General features: G+C 64.9%; 20 protein-coding genes and 1 pseudogene. 7 read left to right on the top strand and 14 right to left on the bottom strand.

What is annotated here, in order from left to right:
- Window positions 1-57: 57 nt before the first annotated feature.
- Entirely contained in the window at window positions 58-345 is a 288-nt protein-coding gene (locus JQ635_RS30160; protein WP_211413443.1) for a hypothetical protein, read from the top strand.
- A 24-nt stretch (window positions 346-369) separates the two neighbouring features.
- On the opposite strand, the gene JQ635_RS30155 is transcribed toward JQ635_RS30160, so the two are convergent.
- Both JQ635_RS30155 and JQ635_RS30150 read right to left on the bottom strand, forming a co-directional pair.
- Window positions 370-1,080 carry an SDR family NAD(P)-dependent oxidoreductase gene (locus JQ635_RS30155; RefSeq protein ID WP_211413442.1) on the bottom strand — a complete coding sequence of 237 codons (711 nt, stop codon included), beginning with the start codon at window positions 1,078-1,080 and terminating at the stop codon, window positions 370-372.
- Between the two features lie 24 nt (window positions 1,081-1,104).
- A complete protein-coding gene (locus tag JQ635_RS30150; protein ID WP_211413441.1) occupies window positions 1,105-1,872 on the bottom strand; it encodes a serine O-acetyltransferase in 768 nt (255 codons plus the stop codon).
- 297 nt (window positions 1,873-2,169) lie between these two features.
- On the opposite strand from JQ635_RS30150, the gene JQ635_RS30145 reads away from it, so the two are divergent.
- Complete coding sequence (locus JQ635_RS30145; RefSeq protein WP_211413440.1) at window positions 2,170-3,333, top strand: acyl-CoA desaturase; 1,164 nt, start codon at window positions 2,170-2,172, stop codon at window positions 3,331-3,333.
- Here the strand turns inward: JQ635_RS30145 and JQ635_RS30140 are convergent.
- The 8 genes and pseudogenes from JQ635_RS30140 to JQ635_RS30105 all read right to left on the bottom strand — a co-directional run bounded on the left by JQ635_RS30140 (window position 3,320) and on the right by JQ635_RS30105 (window position 6,965).
- Window positions 3,320-3,475 carry a hypothetical protein gene (locus tag JQ635_RS30140; RefSeq protein WP_211413439.1) on the bottom strand — a complete coding sequence of 52 codons (156 nt, stop codon included), beginning with the start codon at window positions 3,473-3,475 and terminating at the stop codon, window positions 3,320-3,322. The genes JQ635_RS30145 and JQ635_RS30140 overlap by 14 nt on opposite strands.
- Complete coding sequence (locus JQ635_RS30135) at window positions 3,472-3,729, bottom strand: hypothetical protein (protein WP_211413438.1); 258 nt, start codon at window positions 3,727-3,729, stop codon at window positions 3,472-3,474. The genes JQ635_RS30140 and JQ635_RS30135 overlap by 4 nt, the downstream gene beginning before the upstream one ends.
- 66 nt (window positions 3,730-3,795) lie before the next feature.
- Window positions 3,796-3,963, bottom strand: coding sequence for a hypothetical protein (locus JQ635_RS30130; RefSeq protein WP_211413437.1), 168 nt, complete (start codon window positions 3,961-3,963; stop codon window positions 3,796-3,798).
- A 194-nt stretch (window positions 3,964-4,157) separates the two neighbouring features.
- Window positions 4,158-4,652 (bottom strand): DUF2852 domain-containing protein, encoded by a 495-nt coding sequence (locus JQ635_RS30125; protein ID WP_211413436.1) that lies wholly within the window; start codon window positions 4,650-4,652, stop codon window positions 4,158-4,160.
- Between the two features lie 121 nt (window positions 4,653-4,773).
- A complete protein-coding gene (locus tag JQ635_RS30120) occupies window positions 4,774-5,523 on the bottom strand; it encodes a TetR/AcrR family transcriptional regulator (RefSeq protein WP_211413435.1) in 750 nt (249 codons plus the stop codon).
- Between the two features lie 127 nt (window positions 5,524-5,650).
- A complete protein-coding gene (locus JQ635_RS30115; protein WP_211413434.1) occupies window positions 5,651-6,016 on the bottom strand; it encodes a YciI family protein in 366 nt (121 codons plus the stop codon).
- 55 nt (window positions 6,017-6,071) lie between these two features.
- Window positions 6,072-6,476 carry a YciI family protein gene (locus JQ635_RS30110; RefSeq protein WP_211413433.1) on the bottom strand — a complete coding sequence of 135 codons (405 nt, stop codon included), beginning with the start codon at window positions 6,474-6,476 and terminating at the stop codon, window positions 6,072-6,074.
- Window positions 6,477-6,600: 124 nt separating this feature from the next.
- Window positions 6,601-6,965, bottom strand: a pseudogene (locus JQ635_RS30105) (nuclear transport factor 2 family protein).
- 250 nt (window positions 6,966-7,215) lie between these two features.
- Between JQ635_RS30105 and JQ635_RS30100 the strand changes: the two are divergent.
- The 4 genes from JQ635_RS30100 (at window position 7,216) to JQ635_RS30085 (ending at window position 10,000) form a co-directional block, all read left to right on the top strand.
- Window positions 7,216-8,004, top strand: a complete 789-nt coding sequence (locus tag JQ635_RS30100; RefSeq protein WP_211413432.1) for an SDR family NAD(P)-dependent oxidoreductase — start codon at window positions 7,216-7,218, stop codon at window positions 8,002-8,004.
- Window positions 8,005-8,168: 164 nt separating this feature from the next.
- Window positions 8,169-8,606 carry a hypothetical protein gene (locus JQ635_RS30095; RefSeq protein ID WP_211413431.1) on the top strand — a complete coding sequence of 146 codons (438 nt, stop codon included), beginning with the start codon at window positions 8,169-8,171 and terminating at the stop codon, window positions 8,604-8,606.
- 271 nt (window positions 8,607-8,877) lie between these two features.
- Window positions 8,878-9,222, top strand: a complete 345-nt coding sequence (locus JQ635_RS30090) for a hypothetical protein (protein WP_211413430.1) — start codon at window positions 8,878-8,880, stop codon at window positions 9,220-9,222.
- Window positions 9,223-9,649: 427 nt separating this feature from the next.
- Complete coding sequence (locus tag JQ635_RS30085; RefSeq protein WP_211413429.1) at window positions 9,650-10,000, top strand: hypothetical protein; 351 nt, start codon at window positions 9,650-9,652, stop codon at window positions 9,998-10,000.
- A gap of 106 nt (window positions 10,001-10,106) precedes the next feature.
- Here the strand turns inward: JQ635_RS30085 and JQ635_RS30080 are convergent, their stop codons facing one another.
- The 4 genes from JQ635_RS30080 to JQ635_RS30065 form a co-directional block, all read right to left on the bottom strand.
- Window positions 10,107-10,520: a VOC family protein gene (locus tag JQ635_RS30080; RefSeq protein WP_211413428.1), complete on the bottom strand. Its 414-nt coding sequence runs from the start codon at window positions 10,518-10,520 to the stop codon at window positions 10,107-10,109.
- Between the two features lie 34 nt (window positions 10,521-10,554).
- Window positions 10,555-11,094, bottom strand: coding sequence for an SRPBCC family protein (locus JQ635_RS30075; RefSeq protein WP_211413427.1), 540 nt, complete (start codon window positions 11,092-11,094; stop codon window positions 10,555-10,557).
- 169 nt (window positions 11,095-11,263) lie between these two features.
- Window positions 11,264-12,550 carry an RNA polymerase sigma factor gene (locus JQ635_RS30070; RefSeq protein WP_211413426.1) on the bottom strand — a complete coding sequence of 429 codons (1,287 nt, stop codon included), beginning with the start codon at window positions 12,548-12,550 and terminating at the stop codon, window positions 11,264-11,266.
- On the bottom strand, window positions 12,547-12,915 hold the full coding sequence (locus tag JQ635_RS30065; protein ID WP_211413425.1) for a YciI family protein: 369 nt from the start codon (window positions 12,913-12,915) through the stop codon (window positions 12,547-12,549). Before JQ635_RS30065 ends, JQ635_RS30070 begins: the two co-directional genes overlap by 4 nt.
- Window positions 12,916-13,059: 144 nt before the next feature.
- Between JQ635_RS30065 and JQ635_RS30060 the strand changes: the two genes are divergently transcribed.
- Window positions 13,060-14,025 carry a 2-hydroxyacid dehydrogenase gene (locus tag JQ635_RS30060; RefSeq protein ID WP_211413424.1) on the top strand — a complete coding sequence of 322 codons (966 nt, stop codon included), beginning with the start codon at window positions 13,060-13,062 and terminating at the stop codon, window positions 14,023-14,025.
- The last annotated feature ends 122 nt before the right edge of the window (window positions 14,026-14,147 follow it).

Below are 14,147 nucleotides of genomic sequence, written 5' to 3'. Positions count from 1 at the left end.
AGACAACTGAAAATAGTTGCCGGCGAGTTGCCCGACGACCTCGTTCGGGAGATTCGCATGGAACAGATTCTGATCAACCTCGTCTCGGGCGCGCTTGGTGGAATTGGTGCGGGCAAGTCTTCGCCGACATTTGATCTCGGAATGGCCGGAAACGTCATTTCAGGCCTGGTCGGTGGCGGAGTGCTCGGCCAGGTCATTACGTTGCTGCTTCCGTCCATCATGGCCGCAGCCCAATCTGGAAACTTGAGCGTTGGCGGCATCGTGTCACAAGTCGTCGCCGGCGGCGCCGGCGGGGCGATCCTCACTGCGATCGTCGGAGCCATCAAGAACAAGGCTGCCGCCTGAATCGGTGAGGCAAGGGACAAGGCCTCACCACTTCTCCTTCGAGGTCCGCACGTCGAGCTCGAACGACCAGGCGCGTTCGGGCTGGCGGTAGAGGAAGACAAAGCCGTCGACGATGCCTTCGATGTCGATCAGGCTATCCTCGCGCCCGGCAGCATCCGGAAAGCGCGAAAAGATCTTGTCGCCGGCAATCGCGCCGTCGACCACGACATGGCCGACATGGATGCCGTCGCCCGCATATTCCTTTGCCATCGCCTGCGCCAGCGTGCGCAGGCCCGCCTTGGACGAGTTGAAGGCCCCGTAGCCGGAGCGGCCGCGCAGCGATGCGCTGGCGCCGGTGAAGAGCAGCGTGCCTGACTTCTTCGGCACCATGCGGCGGACCGCCTCGCGGCCGAACAGGAATCCGCCGAAGCAGACGACGCGCCAGGCCTTTTCGAAATAGTCGGCGTCCATATCGATGATCTTGCCGGGCGTGTTGTTGCCGGCGTTGTAGATGGCGAGGTCAAGGTCTTCGCCGGCGGCATCGAACAGGGCGACGATGTCGCGCTCGCTGGTCGCGTCCGCGACGATGGGCACGGCCGCGCCGCCCGCTTTGGTGATGTCGTCTGCCACCGCCTGCAACGCGGACAGCGTCCGGCCCGCGACGATCACCTTGAGTCCGTCGGCCGCAAAACGCTTGCAGAGCCGGGCCCCGAGCCCGCGGTCCGGGCCGACGCCGATCACGATTGCCGTCTTCATGGGAGTCTCCGAAGAATGATGGGATCAGGCCACTGATGCCGGCTCGGGGCAGTTGGTCAATCGCGCGGGATTGCCGACCGCGGTGCAGCCGGCGGGAATGTCCGACGTCACCACCGTGCCGGCACCGATCTTGGCAAGATCGCCGATGCTGATGTCGCCGAGGATGGTCGCGCCGCCGCCGATGTAGACGCCGCGGCCGATGCGCGGCGAACGCGCCGGCAGCTCGCTGCGACGGCCGATGCTGACGTTCTGCAGGATGGTGACCTCGTCGCCGATGATGACGTTGGCGCCGATCACGATGCCCGTGGCGTGGTCGAGATAGACCGATGATCCGATGCTGGCGGCCGGGTGGATGCTGACCTGCAAGGCGTTCGAGGCCTCGTTCTGGAACAGCAGCGCCGCATCGATCTGGCCGCAATGCCACAGCCAGTGCGAGACGCGCCACGCCTGCAGCGCGACGTAGCCCTTGTAGTGCAGCAAGGGCGGCAGCAGCTCGGCGATGGCGGGATCGCGAAGCGCGATGGCCTGCAAGTCGCAGGCTGCGGTTTCGATCAGGTCCGGCTCGCCGTGAAAGGCATCGCGGGCAAAGGACGTGAAGCGCGCGCGCTCGGCCGTGCCGCTGCCAAGCCGCTGGCCGATCAGATCGGCGAGGGCCGCGGCAAAATCATCATGGGCGAGAATGGCGCCGGCAACGGCCTTGCCGAACACGGGATCGGCGGCGGCCGCGCGCTGCGCCTCGCCGCGAAGCTTCCGCCAGAGGCCGTCGCTCGCCAAGGTCGCAGCTTCCGCCATCGCCGCCTCCGGTGTTCTGACCCGTCCTGCTCAGGTGCCGAATATAGGGCGTGGGTGGCCGGCGCGCCACGCCGCCCCGCGCGACATGCCGCAGCTCCCCGTGAGGCTACGAGCTTGCATGCCAGGCACCCGCGACCATATAGTCCGTCGGCTATTCGGCCGACGCTGCGTTGGCCGGGGATGTACACGCAGAGCATCTCAAGCCCCCCGCGGTGGTCCGCCATCCGCGGGTTTTTCATACCCGGCGTCCTGCGCGGCCGATGCGAATTCCCTCCTCACCCAAGGTCACGCCAAGACATGTCGCCCAACGCGCCTGCCGACGACCACCATGACGACGTCATGTACCCCTCCGCCATACCGTTCGTGCTGGTCCATCTCGGCTGCTTCGCGGCCATCTGGTCGGGCGTCACCTGGGAGGCCGTCGCGATCTGCGGTGCACTCTACGTCGTGCGCATGTTCGGAATCGGGGCAGGCTACCACCGCTATTTCTCCCATCGGGCTTTTGCGACCGGCCGCGTGTTTCAATTCATCCTGGCCTGCCTCGCGCAGAGCAGCGCGCAGAAGAGCGTTCTGTGGTGGGCGGCCAAGCACCGGCACCATCATCTGCATTCCGATACCGAACTGGACGTGCATTCGCCGCGCCAACGCGGCTTCCTGTACAGCCATGTCGGCTGGATCTTTTATCGGGAGCACGACGAGACCGATCTCGTGAAGGTCGGCGATCTCACGGTCTATCCGGAGCTGATGTGGCTGCATCGGCTCGAGCTCCTGCCGGCCGTTGCGCTTGCAGTGCTCTGCTTCGCAGGTGCGGGGTGGTCGGGTCTGGTGGTCGGTTTCCTGTGGAGCACGGTGCTGGTCTATCACGCGACCTTCTGCATCAACTCCCTCGCCCATGTGCATGGACGCAAGCGCTACGTGACAGGCGACGATTCCCGCAACAACTGGCTGCTGGCGTTACTCACTCTCGGTGAGGGCTGGCACAACAATCACCACGCCTATCAGAGCAGCGTACGGCAAGGCTTCCGCTGGTGGGAAGTGGACGTGACCTATTACGTGCTGAAGGTGCTGTCCTGGTTCGGCGTGGTCTGGAACATGAAGGCGCCGCCCGAGCTGGTGCTGCGCAACGAGCAGCCGCTCGGCTCGCGCGTCATCAATCGGGCGGCCCGCCAGCTCGCCGGACGGTTCGACGCTCACGCGCTGGCGCACGCGATCTCGTCGGCGCTGCACCGTGCTGATCTCGCCCAGCTGCAACTACCGACGCTGCACGACATCTTCAATCGCGCTCACGAAGGCGTCGATGCGCTGACGCATCTGCACCTGCCGAAGATCCCGACCCGCGACGAGTTTCTCACCGAGGCCAGGGCGATGTTCGCGCGAACCCGGTCGCTCAACGAGATCGTGGACCACGCCTACGAGCACTTCTTGACGTCGGTTCGCGCGCAGCTCGTCACGGTGCGCTGAACTTTTCGGTGCCGCCGGGACGCGTCCCCTCGCACGCGCGACCCGGCCGCGCCTGCTTGTGCAGGCCGAGCGCATAAAGCCAGCCGCCCGCCGCGACGAGGATCGGCAGCACGAAGAGCGCGACATCGCGAAGCAGGATCATGGTGTGAGGCTCCCCTTCGCAAACGAGATTGCCCGACCGAGCGCGAGCCACGCGAACCAATAGAGATAGAGGCTCAGGAAGACCTTCCAGGATTCGCCGACCTGCCAGTGCGGATAGAGCTCCACTTGCGTCGGCCACTTATTGAGGAATGCGATCGCCATCGGAATCAGGCCGCCGAACCGCCCGAACAGCGCCGTCGCGCGCTCGAGCAGTGCAATGCACTGGTTGATCTGTTTGCGTTCGGCCTCGGTCATGGTCGGCCCTGTTGGCGCTGCGGAAGGCGCTGTCAGAGCTTGGTCGGGCCTGGCGCGGATCGGGTTCTACCGATCCTGCACATGTACGTGATCGACGCCGCAGAGCGAGCGTCCGCCGGCACAGAGCCGGAAATGGCAATCGGAATCGCGCGCGCAGCTGCCATAGACAACGCCGATATAGCCCAGCACCGCGAAGGCGGTCACGCCAAGCAGCAGGCGGGTGGTGAGGTCCATGGTGCGTGTCATCCGGACATGAGCTGCGCGGTGGAGTGAATGGTGCGCCAAGTCTTGGTGTCGGATTGTCGGCGGCTGGTTCGCGTCTGCCAAAACCAAACCGCCCGCCTGCGGGTTGCGCAGACGGGCGGCTCGGGGCCATCAGGACTTTGGGGGCATGCGCCTGAAGGCTTTGAGAGGTGCGAACCGTCAGATCAGCCTTGCTGCTGGTCGGTCGGCGGCGGGGTCGGACGCGTCTTGTGCTGCGCCATGAACTGGTCGAACTCTTCCTTGTCCTTGGCGTGACGCAGACGGGTCAGGAAATCCTTGAACTCGCGCTGCTCTTCCTCGAGCCGCTGCAGCGTCTCGCTGCGGTATTCGTCGAAGGCGCGGTTGCCGGAGGACGGCGGGCCGAAGCCAAAGCCGAAGCCGCGGCGCTCCATGCGGTCGCGCATGCGGTCCATCTTGTACTGCATCTTTTCCATCTTGTTCTGCCAGCGATCCTGGTGGCTCCAGCACGACATTCTTCTGCTCCCGAGTGTGAAAAAGAGAAGGGCAAGTCCGATCGGCCACCAGATGATGAAGCCGAGAATGGTCACGGCGATCCAGCCGGGATGCCAGGGCGTGTCGAGCATGCGGGGACGCTCGTACTGTTGTTGGTATTGGTCCGAAGGGCCGCGCCATCGATTGACATCAGCGGTGTAGGCCATTTCCCATCTCCATCACGGCACCAGCGCCGTTGTGAATGTAAATAACATTTACATAGCTAGACCATCCCGCGATTTTGTCAAGCTGGCCGCCTGACAGGGCCGCGGAATTATTTGCGCAATTTTATTTCGGCTTGCCCCAAGGACCACCTGGAGTGCCGCCCGGCGGCACACCAGAACCGGAGGAGGCCTCCGGTGGCACCGGCGGCGGTTCGGCGCCCTTGGCCGGCGGTCGGCGATCGGTCGGGAAGCCGAGCCCGCGCAGATAGATCAGCACCTCGGCCTCCAGCAGCTCGTCCGGCGACATCGGCAGCTTCCGCCGCGCGGCATCGCCCCGCGAGAACAGCGAGGCCACGCCGTGCGCCATCGACCAGATGTGCAGCGCCATCATCATAGCCGGCGGGCGCGGCGTGCCGGGCGGGGCCAGTGCCGCAAGCCGCTCGGCCGCGGCGCGGATGATGTTGAAAGCGCGTTCGCTGGCGGCCTGCAGCGCCGGATTGGCATCGACCGGCAGGCCGGATTCGAACATCGCGTTGTAGAACGCCGGCTCCTCGCGGGCGAAAGCGAGATAGGCCTTGCCGACGCGCTCGAACGCCGTGACCGTATCGGGCCGGCCGTCGTCCCAGGCCGCGGTGAGGCGCGCCTCGAACTGCTCGAAGCCGCGCTGGGCGATCGAGGACAAGAGTTCGTCGCGATCGCGGAAATGCCGGTAGGGCGCCGCCGCGCTGACGCCGGCCATGCGCGCGGCATCGGCAAAGGTGAAGCCGGCCGCGCCCTTCTCGGCGATCAGCCCGAGGGCGGCCTGCAACAGCGCTTCCTTCAGATTACCGTGGTGATAGCCGCGCTCGGCGCGGCGCTCCTTGCGCCAGCTCATGTGAACGGCTTTTACATGAGCCGGGCGTGAAGGTCACTAGCGCAGGTCGGGTTTGATTAACTCCGTATTCTCCGCAGTCATTCCGGGGCGGCTCAAAGAGCCGAACCCGGAATGACGATCAGTGAGCCTACATCTGCGGAATCGGCAGCACGGGCATGACCTCGATCGCCTCGCCCGGGAAGATCGCAAAATGCGGATGGTTCTCGAACAGTTTTGCAGCCTCCTCCTGCGAGGCGGCCCGCACCACCGTGAAGCCGGTCAGCGCGTTGCTGATCTCGGTGATGCCCTTGCCGTCGATCCTGCGGGTCTTGCCGAGCGGCCCCCCAATCTCGACGATGACGTCCTTGTGCTTCTCGACCCAGCCGTGCCAGGCGGCCATGCCCTCGCGCTCTTTGGCCTTCCGCTCCGCCTCGGGCATCGCGTGCCAGGCCTTCATTTTTTCGCCGCTCATGCTGCCGAGATAGACGACGAGGAATTTGTGTTCGGTGCTCATGGATATCTCCTTCGGTTGATTGGCTGGATGGAAAATCGGGTAGCGGCAGTCTCGTCTACGTCTTGAGGTTCTCGAAGCCGGCGGCGGCCGCGTGTACCTCCGGCGGAAAATCGCTCATCTCCTGCACCTGGCGGATCTCGATGATTTCGTTCGGCGAGGCCGGGCACTTCTTGGCCCAGGCGATCGCCTCGGCGCGCGAGGCGACCTCGATCATCCAGTAACCGCCCAGAACTTCCTTGGACTCAGCGAAGGGACCGTCGGTCACAACAGGCGCGCCGGTCGCGAACGAGACGCGCGCGCCCATCGAGGGCGGATGCAAGCCGTCCAGCGTGATCAGCACGCCGGCATCCTTCAGGGCCTCGTTGTAGCGCATCATCGCGGCGACGCGCTCGGGATCGAGTTGGACGTCCGCCGGCGCGCTCTCGTAGCCGAGCGGGATCATCAGCATCATGAATCGCATGGTGTTCCCTACTTTCACTGTCGGGAGAGCAGCGGCGGAGCCGCCCGCTCTCCCCTGCAAGACGAGCGAGATCCTACGGAACCGACAAGGCGACGAAAATTATTCGCAAGGTTATTGCACCGCGCTAGCGCGGCTGTGGCAGAAAACGGCCATCCTGCCGCGCCGCGCCGAAATAGACCTCTATGCGACGGACCTTGCCGCCGGCGAAGGTGAAGAACTCGGTGTTGCGAAAGCTCCTGCCATCCGTTGCCAGGCAGCAATAGGTGACAAAGGCCTCATCGCCCCGCACGAAAATCCGCTCGATGTCATGCCGCGCGATCCAGCCCGTGTCCCTCCAGCAGCGTTCGAAATAGGCCGCCTTGTCGAGGTCGTCGTCGAACGGACTGGTGAAGCGGAAGTCGTCGGCGAGCGCATCGCTCAACCGCTGCCGGTCATTGGCGAGATAGGCGCAAACAGGTTCCGGATCACGCGCTCATGGTCGTCAGGCATCGATCGTCTCCGCAGCAAGCATCCCTGTGGAAGACGATTCACAACCGGCCGCGCCGACAACGCCCGCGGACGCCTCGGCGGAACTGGCGTAGCTCGCCGATCCACTCTCTGTCCCCGTCATCCTTCGAGGGTCGCTGAAGACGCGGCCACCTCAGAGTGACGGAAATCTATTCTTGCCGGAACGAAAGCGAAGTAAAAGGCGCTGGCCGCCCGTGCGGCTTCCGTTTCCGCCAGAAGGACAGACCAGCCCATGCCGCAAGCCCCGCAAAAAGTCGCCCTCGTCACCGGAGCCGCGCGCGGCATCGGGCTTGCGACCGCGAAGAAGTTCCTTGGCGAGGGCTGGCGCGTGGCGCTGCTCGACATCGAGAGCGAGCTGCTCGGCCGCGCGGTCGCGGAGATCGGCCAGGACGAGGCGACGCTGGCGCTGACCTGCGACGTCTCCGACGCGGTGGCGGTCGGCGCCGCGATGGCGGCGATCGAACGGCGCTTCGGCCGGCTGGACGCGCTCGTCAACAATGCCGGCATCGCCGTGTTCGCGCCGCTGATGGAGACGTCGGATGCCGACTGGCGACGTGTGCTCGAGGTCAATCTCACCGGCCCGCTCCTCTGCACCAAGGCCGCGGTGCCCCTGATGCGCGACAGCGATGGCGGCGCCATCGTCAACATCACCTCGATCTCGGCGGTGCGCGCCTCGACGCTGCGCTCGGCCTACGGCACCAGCAAGGCTGGACTCGCCCATCTGACGAAACAGCTGGCGGTCGAGCTCGCCTCGCTCAACATCCGCGTCAACGCGGTCGCGCCCGGGCCGGTCGACACCGCGATGGCCAAGCAGGTGCACACCAAAGAGATCCGCGCCGATTATCACGACGCCATTCCGCTCAACCGCTACGGCCTGGAGGAGGAACTCGCTGAAGCGATCTATTTCCTGTGCTCGGAACGATCGAGCTACATCACCGGCCAAATTTTGGCCGTCGATGGCGGCTTCGATGCGGCCGGCATCGGTTTGCCGACGCTGCGCGGGCAAAGGCGGAACGGGTAGGACCTTGTAGGGTGGGTTAGCACTGCGGCTGCGCGAAGCGCGGCCGCCGGGCGTAACCCACCTCTTTTCACGCGGCGAGAAAGATGGTGGGTTACGCCAACGGACTGCGCTTCGCGCAGCCGTAGGGCTAACCCACCCTACGAAACCGAGTTGGTGGAGAGCTCATGCGGCGCATCATCTTTCTCAAAGTCCTGATGCTCGCATCCGCGCTCGTCGCCGCCACGCCCGCTGCCGCCGAAATCCGCATCATCCAGTCGCCTGGCGGACAGGTCGGGCCGTTCCTCGATCTGTTCGAGAAGGTGCGCGAAAGCGGCGAGCGCGTGGTGATCGACGGTCCCTGCCTCTCCGCCTGCACGCTGGTGCTGAGCATCGTGCCGGGCGAGCGCATCTGCGTCACCAAGCGCGCCGTGCTCGGCTTCCATGCCGCGCGTTCGATCGACCGGCGCGGGCGCATCTATGCCGAGCCGGAAGCATCCGAAGCGGTGCTGGCCGCCTATCCCGGCCCGGTGCGCGACTGGATCAGCCGCCGCGGCGGCCTCACTTCGCGGTTACTGCTGCTGAAGGGGCGCGATCTCGCCGCGATCTATCCGCGCTGCCGGTGACGCCAGGGCGGCGCGGGCGCCGTGTGACTGCGATCAGTCCGCCACTGTGCGGCGATTAGGCAGTTCCGCGAAAATCCCCCTCCGCAGCCCCTGAATCCGCTCAACCGCTTTGCAATGGCTGCACAATTTACGCGGTTTGCAGCGCTTCCCTGCGGTTTATGATTGAATTTGGCCAGACTGAGGCCGCGGCGGCGTCACATCTCAGCAGTGGTCACAGAGTAGTATGGTTTTGCCTTTTCAAGATTGCTCGTTTTCAAGCGGGTCGCACGTCATGCAACCCATCGATTTTCGCTACCGCCTGTCGGACCAGGGACGGATCGTCCTCGGTCGACTGAGCTCCGAGGAAACCGTCGAGTTCGAATTGCTGTCGCGTCGCGACCGCGAGGGCCTGATGGACCTCGCGTCCGAACTGCGGTTGCTCGAGCTCTATGTGAAATATTCCGGCTCGGGTGCAGACGCTGCGCTCGCGCCGTCGCTACCCGACCGGCACAGCGTGGAGCCGCCACGACCGAGGAGACCGACGTCCTCCCGGACGGCGCGACCGCGCAACTACATCGTCTCGATGCTTGTCATCGCAAGTGTCAGCTTCACGCTCATCGCATTGCTCGTGAGCTGACGGGCAAGCGCGCCGGCGACATTGCGCCAGTCACACGCTGCGTCGGTTCTAGAAGAACCTCTGGATCATCTGCGCCAGTTCCATGCTCGCGCAGATGAGCATACCCCAGAGTGCAAAGTTGATCTGTAGCGCCGCCGCCATCGGTCGCTCCCTTCCAAGTCACGCCCATCCCAGTTTGTAGAATTTATGAAGAAATGATTAGCGATTTTGACGCTGAGTTCACAGCCTATTATTGCGCCAGTTGTTGTGCGATGCGGGCCGCACCTCTCCACGAAGCAGCCTCACTGCGCTCGCAAAGTGATGCGAGAGCATGATTCCTTATTCGGCCATGCCGGCCACGTCGTTTCCCTTAAGTTCCATTTAACTGGCGCGATGCGATACTTCCCAAGCGGAATTTGCGCGTCGCGTACCGCTCCAAAGGCCCGGCATGATGCGACACTGCTTCTTCTTGCTCACTTTTTGCGCAGCGCTCTTGGGGTGCGCGGTCGCGCCGGCGCAGGAGCGTCGTCCGATCGCATGGGACGGCCTCGGCCAGAACCCGAATCGCTCTCACGTCACAAAGCGGCGCGCCGCCAGTCCCGCACCTGTGCAGGACAATCCCAATCAGGAGCGGGAAAGAGTGCTCACCACCTTGCGTCCGTACTCCGAGGCGTGGTGGGCAGTCCACGACGAGATCGAAGCGGAGAACGACAAGCGGCTCGGCACCAAGCTCGTGATCTGCCCGCGCTGCGTTCGGTCCTCGCCGCCTGGCGACGACGTGACCGGATCGATCCGGTGAGAGGCACACGAGTCGATCGGCGCATGACGTAACGGTCCCGGCCGCGCCCCTTGCTCGCAACAATCGAGAGAGGCGCGCCGCCGGGCGTGTCAGGCGACCGCCGCTGTCACATTCCCTCGGCCGGGCAGTTCACCATCCAGGGAATGCCGAACCTGTCGACGCACATGCCAAAACCCTTGGCCCAGAACGTCTTGCTGAAGGGCATGGTGACCGAGCCACCGTCGGCGAGCGCGTTGAACTTGCGCTCGGCGTCCGCAACATCCGCGATCGTCAGCGAGACCGAAAAACCCTGTGGTTTGTGAAAGTGCTCGCCCGGCGCATCGGAGGCCATCAAGACGCTACCGTCGGGCAACGACATCCGCGCATGCATGATCATCTTCTCGCGGCCGGGTGCAGCCGGCATGTCCGGCGGCGCTTCGGATGCACGCATCATCGCGTCGATCTTGCCGCCGAGAACCTTGGCGTAATAGGTGAACGCCGCTTCGCAAGTGTCCTGATAGAACAGATAGGGATTGAGCATCGTTTCTCTCCTCTTCTTCCCTGGGCAGTGAGGCTCATTGTTTCTCGGTGAGCTTCTTCAGGCTCACAAGGCCGGCCTCGAAATCCTTGCCGATCATGCTGTCCATGTTGATGAACACCTGCATCACCTTGGACATGAACGGGGCCGGACCGTACATCGCCCATGTGACCAGAGTAGTCTCGGCTTGCGGCACAAAAGTGAACTCGGCGGTGTTGTGGCCCTCGAAGGGCCGCTCGAAATCGAGCTTGATGCGGAGCTTTGACGGCGAGCTCGCCTCGAGGATCTCCATATGGCCGGCGCCGACATTGTTGTTGCCGTCCCAGGCATAGGTCGCGCCCTTTCCTGCCGCAGTTCCGGCAAAGGTTCGCTTCATCGCGGGATCGCGGTTCTCATAGGGCGACCAGGCGGCCCAGCGATGGAAATCGGCGACGTGTGGGTAGATCGCCTCGGCCGGCGCCTTCAAGGCGAGGCTGCGCTCGACGCGGAAGCTGTCGGGTTTTGTCAACGCGAAGACGAGGACGCCGGCGATGCCGACGGCGAGAACGATGGCGATGACGGCAATGGCTTTCAGCATGAATGGCTCCCTGGATACGGGATTAAGACGAAGGAGGATGGCCGGGGCCGACAAGAGGCGGAATTTTTTTGATCGTCATTCCGGGCACCCGAAGGGTGACCCGGAATCTCGAGATTCCGGGTTCGGTCCTGCGGACCGCCCCGGAATGACGATGTGGGGGGCACCGCGCCTACTTCACCTTCGCACTTTCCTTTGCCTTCGGCTGGCTGTCCCGGATCAGCCGGTCGAGATGCATGCGGATATGGGCGGCTTCCGCGGAGGTGTTGGCCAGCGCGATGGCGCGGTCGAAGGCGACGCGCGCCTCGTCATTGCGGCCGAGCTGCATCAGGAACGCGCCGCGCACGCCGTAGAAGTTGAAGTAATTGGCAAGCTTCGGCGCCAGCGGCTCGATCAGGTCGAGCGCAGCCTGCGGCCCGTGCACCTTGGAGACCGCGACGGCGCGGTTGAGCGTCACCACGGGCGAAGGCTGCATCACTTCGAGCGCGCCGTAGAGCAGGTCGATCTGGGCCCAGTCGGTCTCCTCCGGCGTTGCCGCGCGCGCATGCAGTGCGGCGATCGCGGCCTGGATCTGGTACGGCCCGCTGCGGCGATGGCGCATCGCCTTGTCGATCAGCGCGAGCCCCTCCGCGATCATGGTGCCGTTCCACAGCGAGCGGTCCTGGTCGTCCAGCAGGATCAGCGAGCCGTCCGCGGCAAAGCGCGCGGCGCTGCGTGCATGCTGCAACAGGATGAGCGCGGTGAGCCCCATGATTTCAGGCTCGCTCGGGAACAGCCGCAGCAGCAGCCGCGCCAGGCGGATCGCCTCCTCGCACAGCGGTGTGCGGATCGCCGCGGTGTCGCCGCTCGCCGAATAGCCCTCGTTGAAGATCAGGTAGATCATCGCCGCGACGCCCGCGAGCCGCTCGGAGCGCTCGATCGCACCCGGCGTCTCGAACGGCGTCCCGGCCTCGGCGACCTTCGCCTTGGCTCGCGTGATGCGCTGCTCCATCGCCGCGTCCGAGACCAGGAAGGCGCGGGCGATCTGCTTCACGGTGAGACCCGAGACGATGCGCAAGGCCAGTGCGATCTGCTGCGTCGCCGGCAGCTGCGGATGGCAGCAGATGAACATCAGCCGCAAGATGTCGTCGCGATAATGCGAGCCGTCGAGCCGCTCGGCCAGCGCGCCCTCGGCGTCGTCGAGGTCGGAGATCGCCTGGTCGTCTTCGGGCAGCGGCTGCTGCTTGCGGGTCCGGCGCACCTCGTCGATCGCAACGTTGCGACCGACCATGATCAGCCACGCCGCGGGATCGCGCGGCGGCCCGTTCTGCGGCCAGGTTTTCAGCGCGCGCAGGCAGGCGTTCTGGAAGGCTTCTTCGGCGGTGTCGAGATCGCGGAAATAGCGCAGCAGCGCGCCCACCGCCTGGGGTCGCGCCGAGGTCAGCGCAGTCTCGATCCAGGCGGTTTCGGTCTCGCTCACGTCAGGTTTCCTCCGGGCCGGAACACGCCGACGGGACGCACCTCATAGGCGCCGCCGGGATTGGCCGCGCCCAGCTCGCGCGCAACGTCGAGTGCATCGTCGAGGTTCTTGCAATCGACGATGTAGAAACCGAGCAATTGCTCCTTGGTCTCGGCATAGGGACCGTCGAGCACCAGCGGAGGGTCCTCCTTGCGCAGGGTCGCAGCCGCGGTGGTCGGCAACAGCCGCGCCACCGGCCCGAGCCGGCCCTGCCGGGTGAGCTTCTCCTGCACCACGGCGAGCTTCTTCATCACGGCCTCGTCCTGCTCCTTGCTCCAGGAGCCGACGAAGTCCTCATCGTGATAGCAAAGAATCGCATAAAGCATGGGCAGCGCCTTCCCCAACCTCTTGTTCTCTAGACGATCCAATATGCCCCGCCCCGACAGGGCTGCGGAAAAATTTTGCAAGAAAAATCCGGCAGATCGTGCCAAGGAGGGCCTTCAAAAGCGGAACCCGACGAGGCACTTCGAATGACCAAAGGCACACTGGCCGTCCTGATCAACAGCACGCAGCAGAACTGGCTGCCGGAGCGCTGGAAGGCCCGGTTCGATTCGGTCTGCGCCGGCCGCCCCGTGGTGCTGCTGCCCGATACCGGGCTCGATCCGGCTGAGGTGCACTATGCCGCCGTGTGGAAGCCGGTGCCGGGCGATCTCGGGTCGTTCCCCAATCTTCGTGCGATCTTCAATCTCGGCGCGGGCGTCGACGCCCTGATGGCGGACAAGAGCCTGCCCGACGTGCCGCTGGTTCGCGTCGCCGTGCCTGACCTGACCAACCGCATGACCGAATATGTCGTGCTGCACGTGCTGATGCACCACCGCCAGGAGCTGTATTTGCGGGATTCGCAGCGCGTGAAGCGCTGGGAGCCGAAATATCAGTGGCCGGCGAGCGCGGTCACGGTCGGCATGATGGGCCTGGGTACGCTTGGCGCCGATGCGGCCGACGTGCTGCGACGGTTCGGATTCCGTGTCGTCGGCTGGAGCCGCAGCCCGCGCACGATCGAGGGCGTCGAGTGTTTCCACGGCACTGCAGGCATGGACGCCTTCCTGCGCAAGACCGACATCCTCGTCAGCCTTTTACCCCTGACCCCGGACACGCACGGCATCCTCAACCGCGACGTCTTCACGAAGCTCAACCGCTCGGGACCGTTCGGAGCGCCCGTGGTCATCAATGCCGGCCGCGGCGGCCTGCAGAACGAGGCCGACATTCTCGCCTGCCTCGACGACGGCACGCTCGGCGCCGCCTCGCTCGACGTCTTCGTGCAGGAGCCGCAGCCGAAGGACAGCCGGTTCTGGACCCATCCCAAGGTGCTGCTGACCCCGCACAACGCCGCCGACACCGACGCGGACGCGATCTCGGCCTATGTCGCCGAGCAGATCGCTCGGTTCGAGGCGGGCGGCGCGTTGGAGAATGTGGTGGACCGGGTCAGGGGGTATTGAGGCTTTAGCTGGCTGGAAGACGCACGCGCGCGCCTCATGCTCGGTGTCGTCCCCGCGAAGGCGCTAGGGCATGCACGTATCTAGTGCGGCGGATTGACTCGGGTTGGCCACAGGGGATTCCA

This window comes from Bradyrhizobium iriomotense (assembly GCF_018130765.1).
GTDB lineage: Bacteria > Pseudomonadota > Alphaproteobacteria > Rhizobiales > Xanthobacteraceae > Bradyrhizobium > Bradyrhizobium iriomotense_A.
This window is presented reverse-complemented; position numbering and strand designations above follow the sequence as displayed.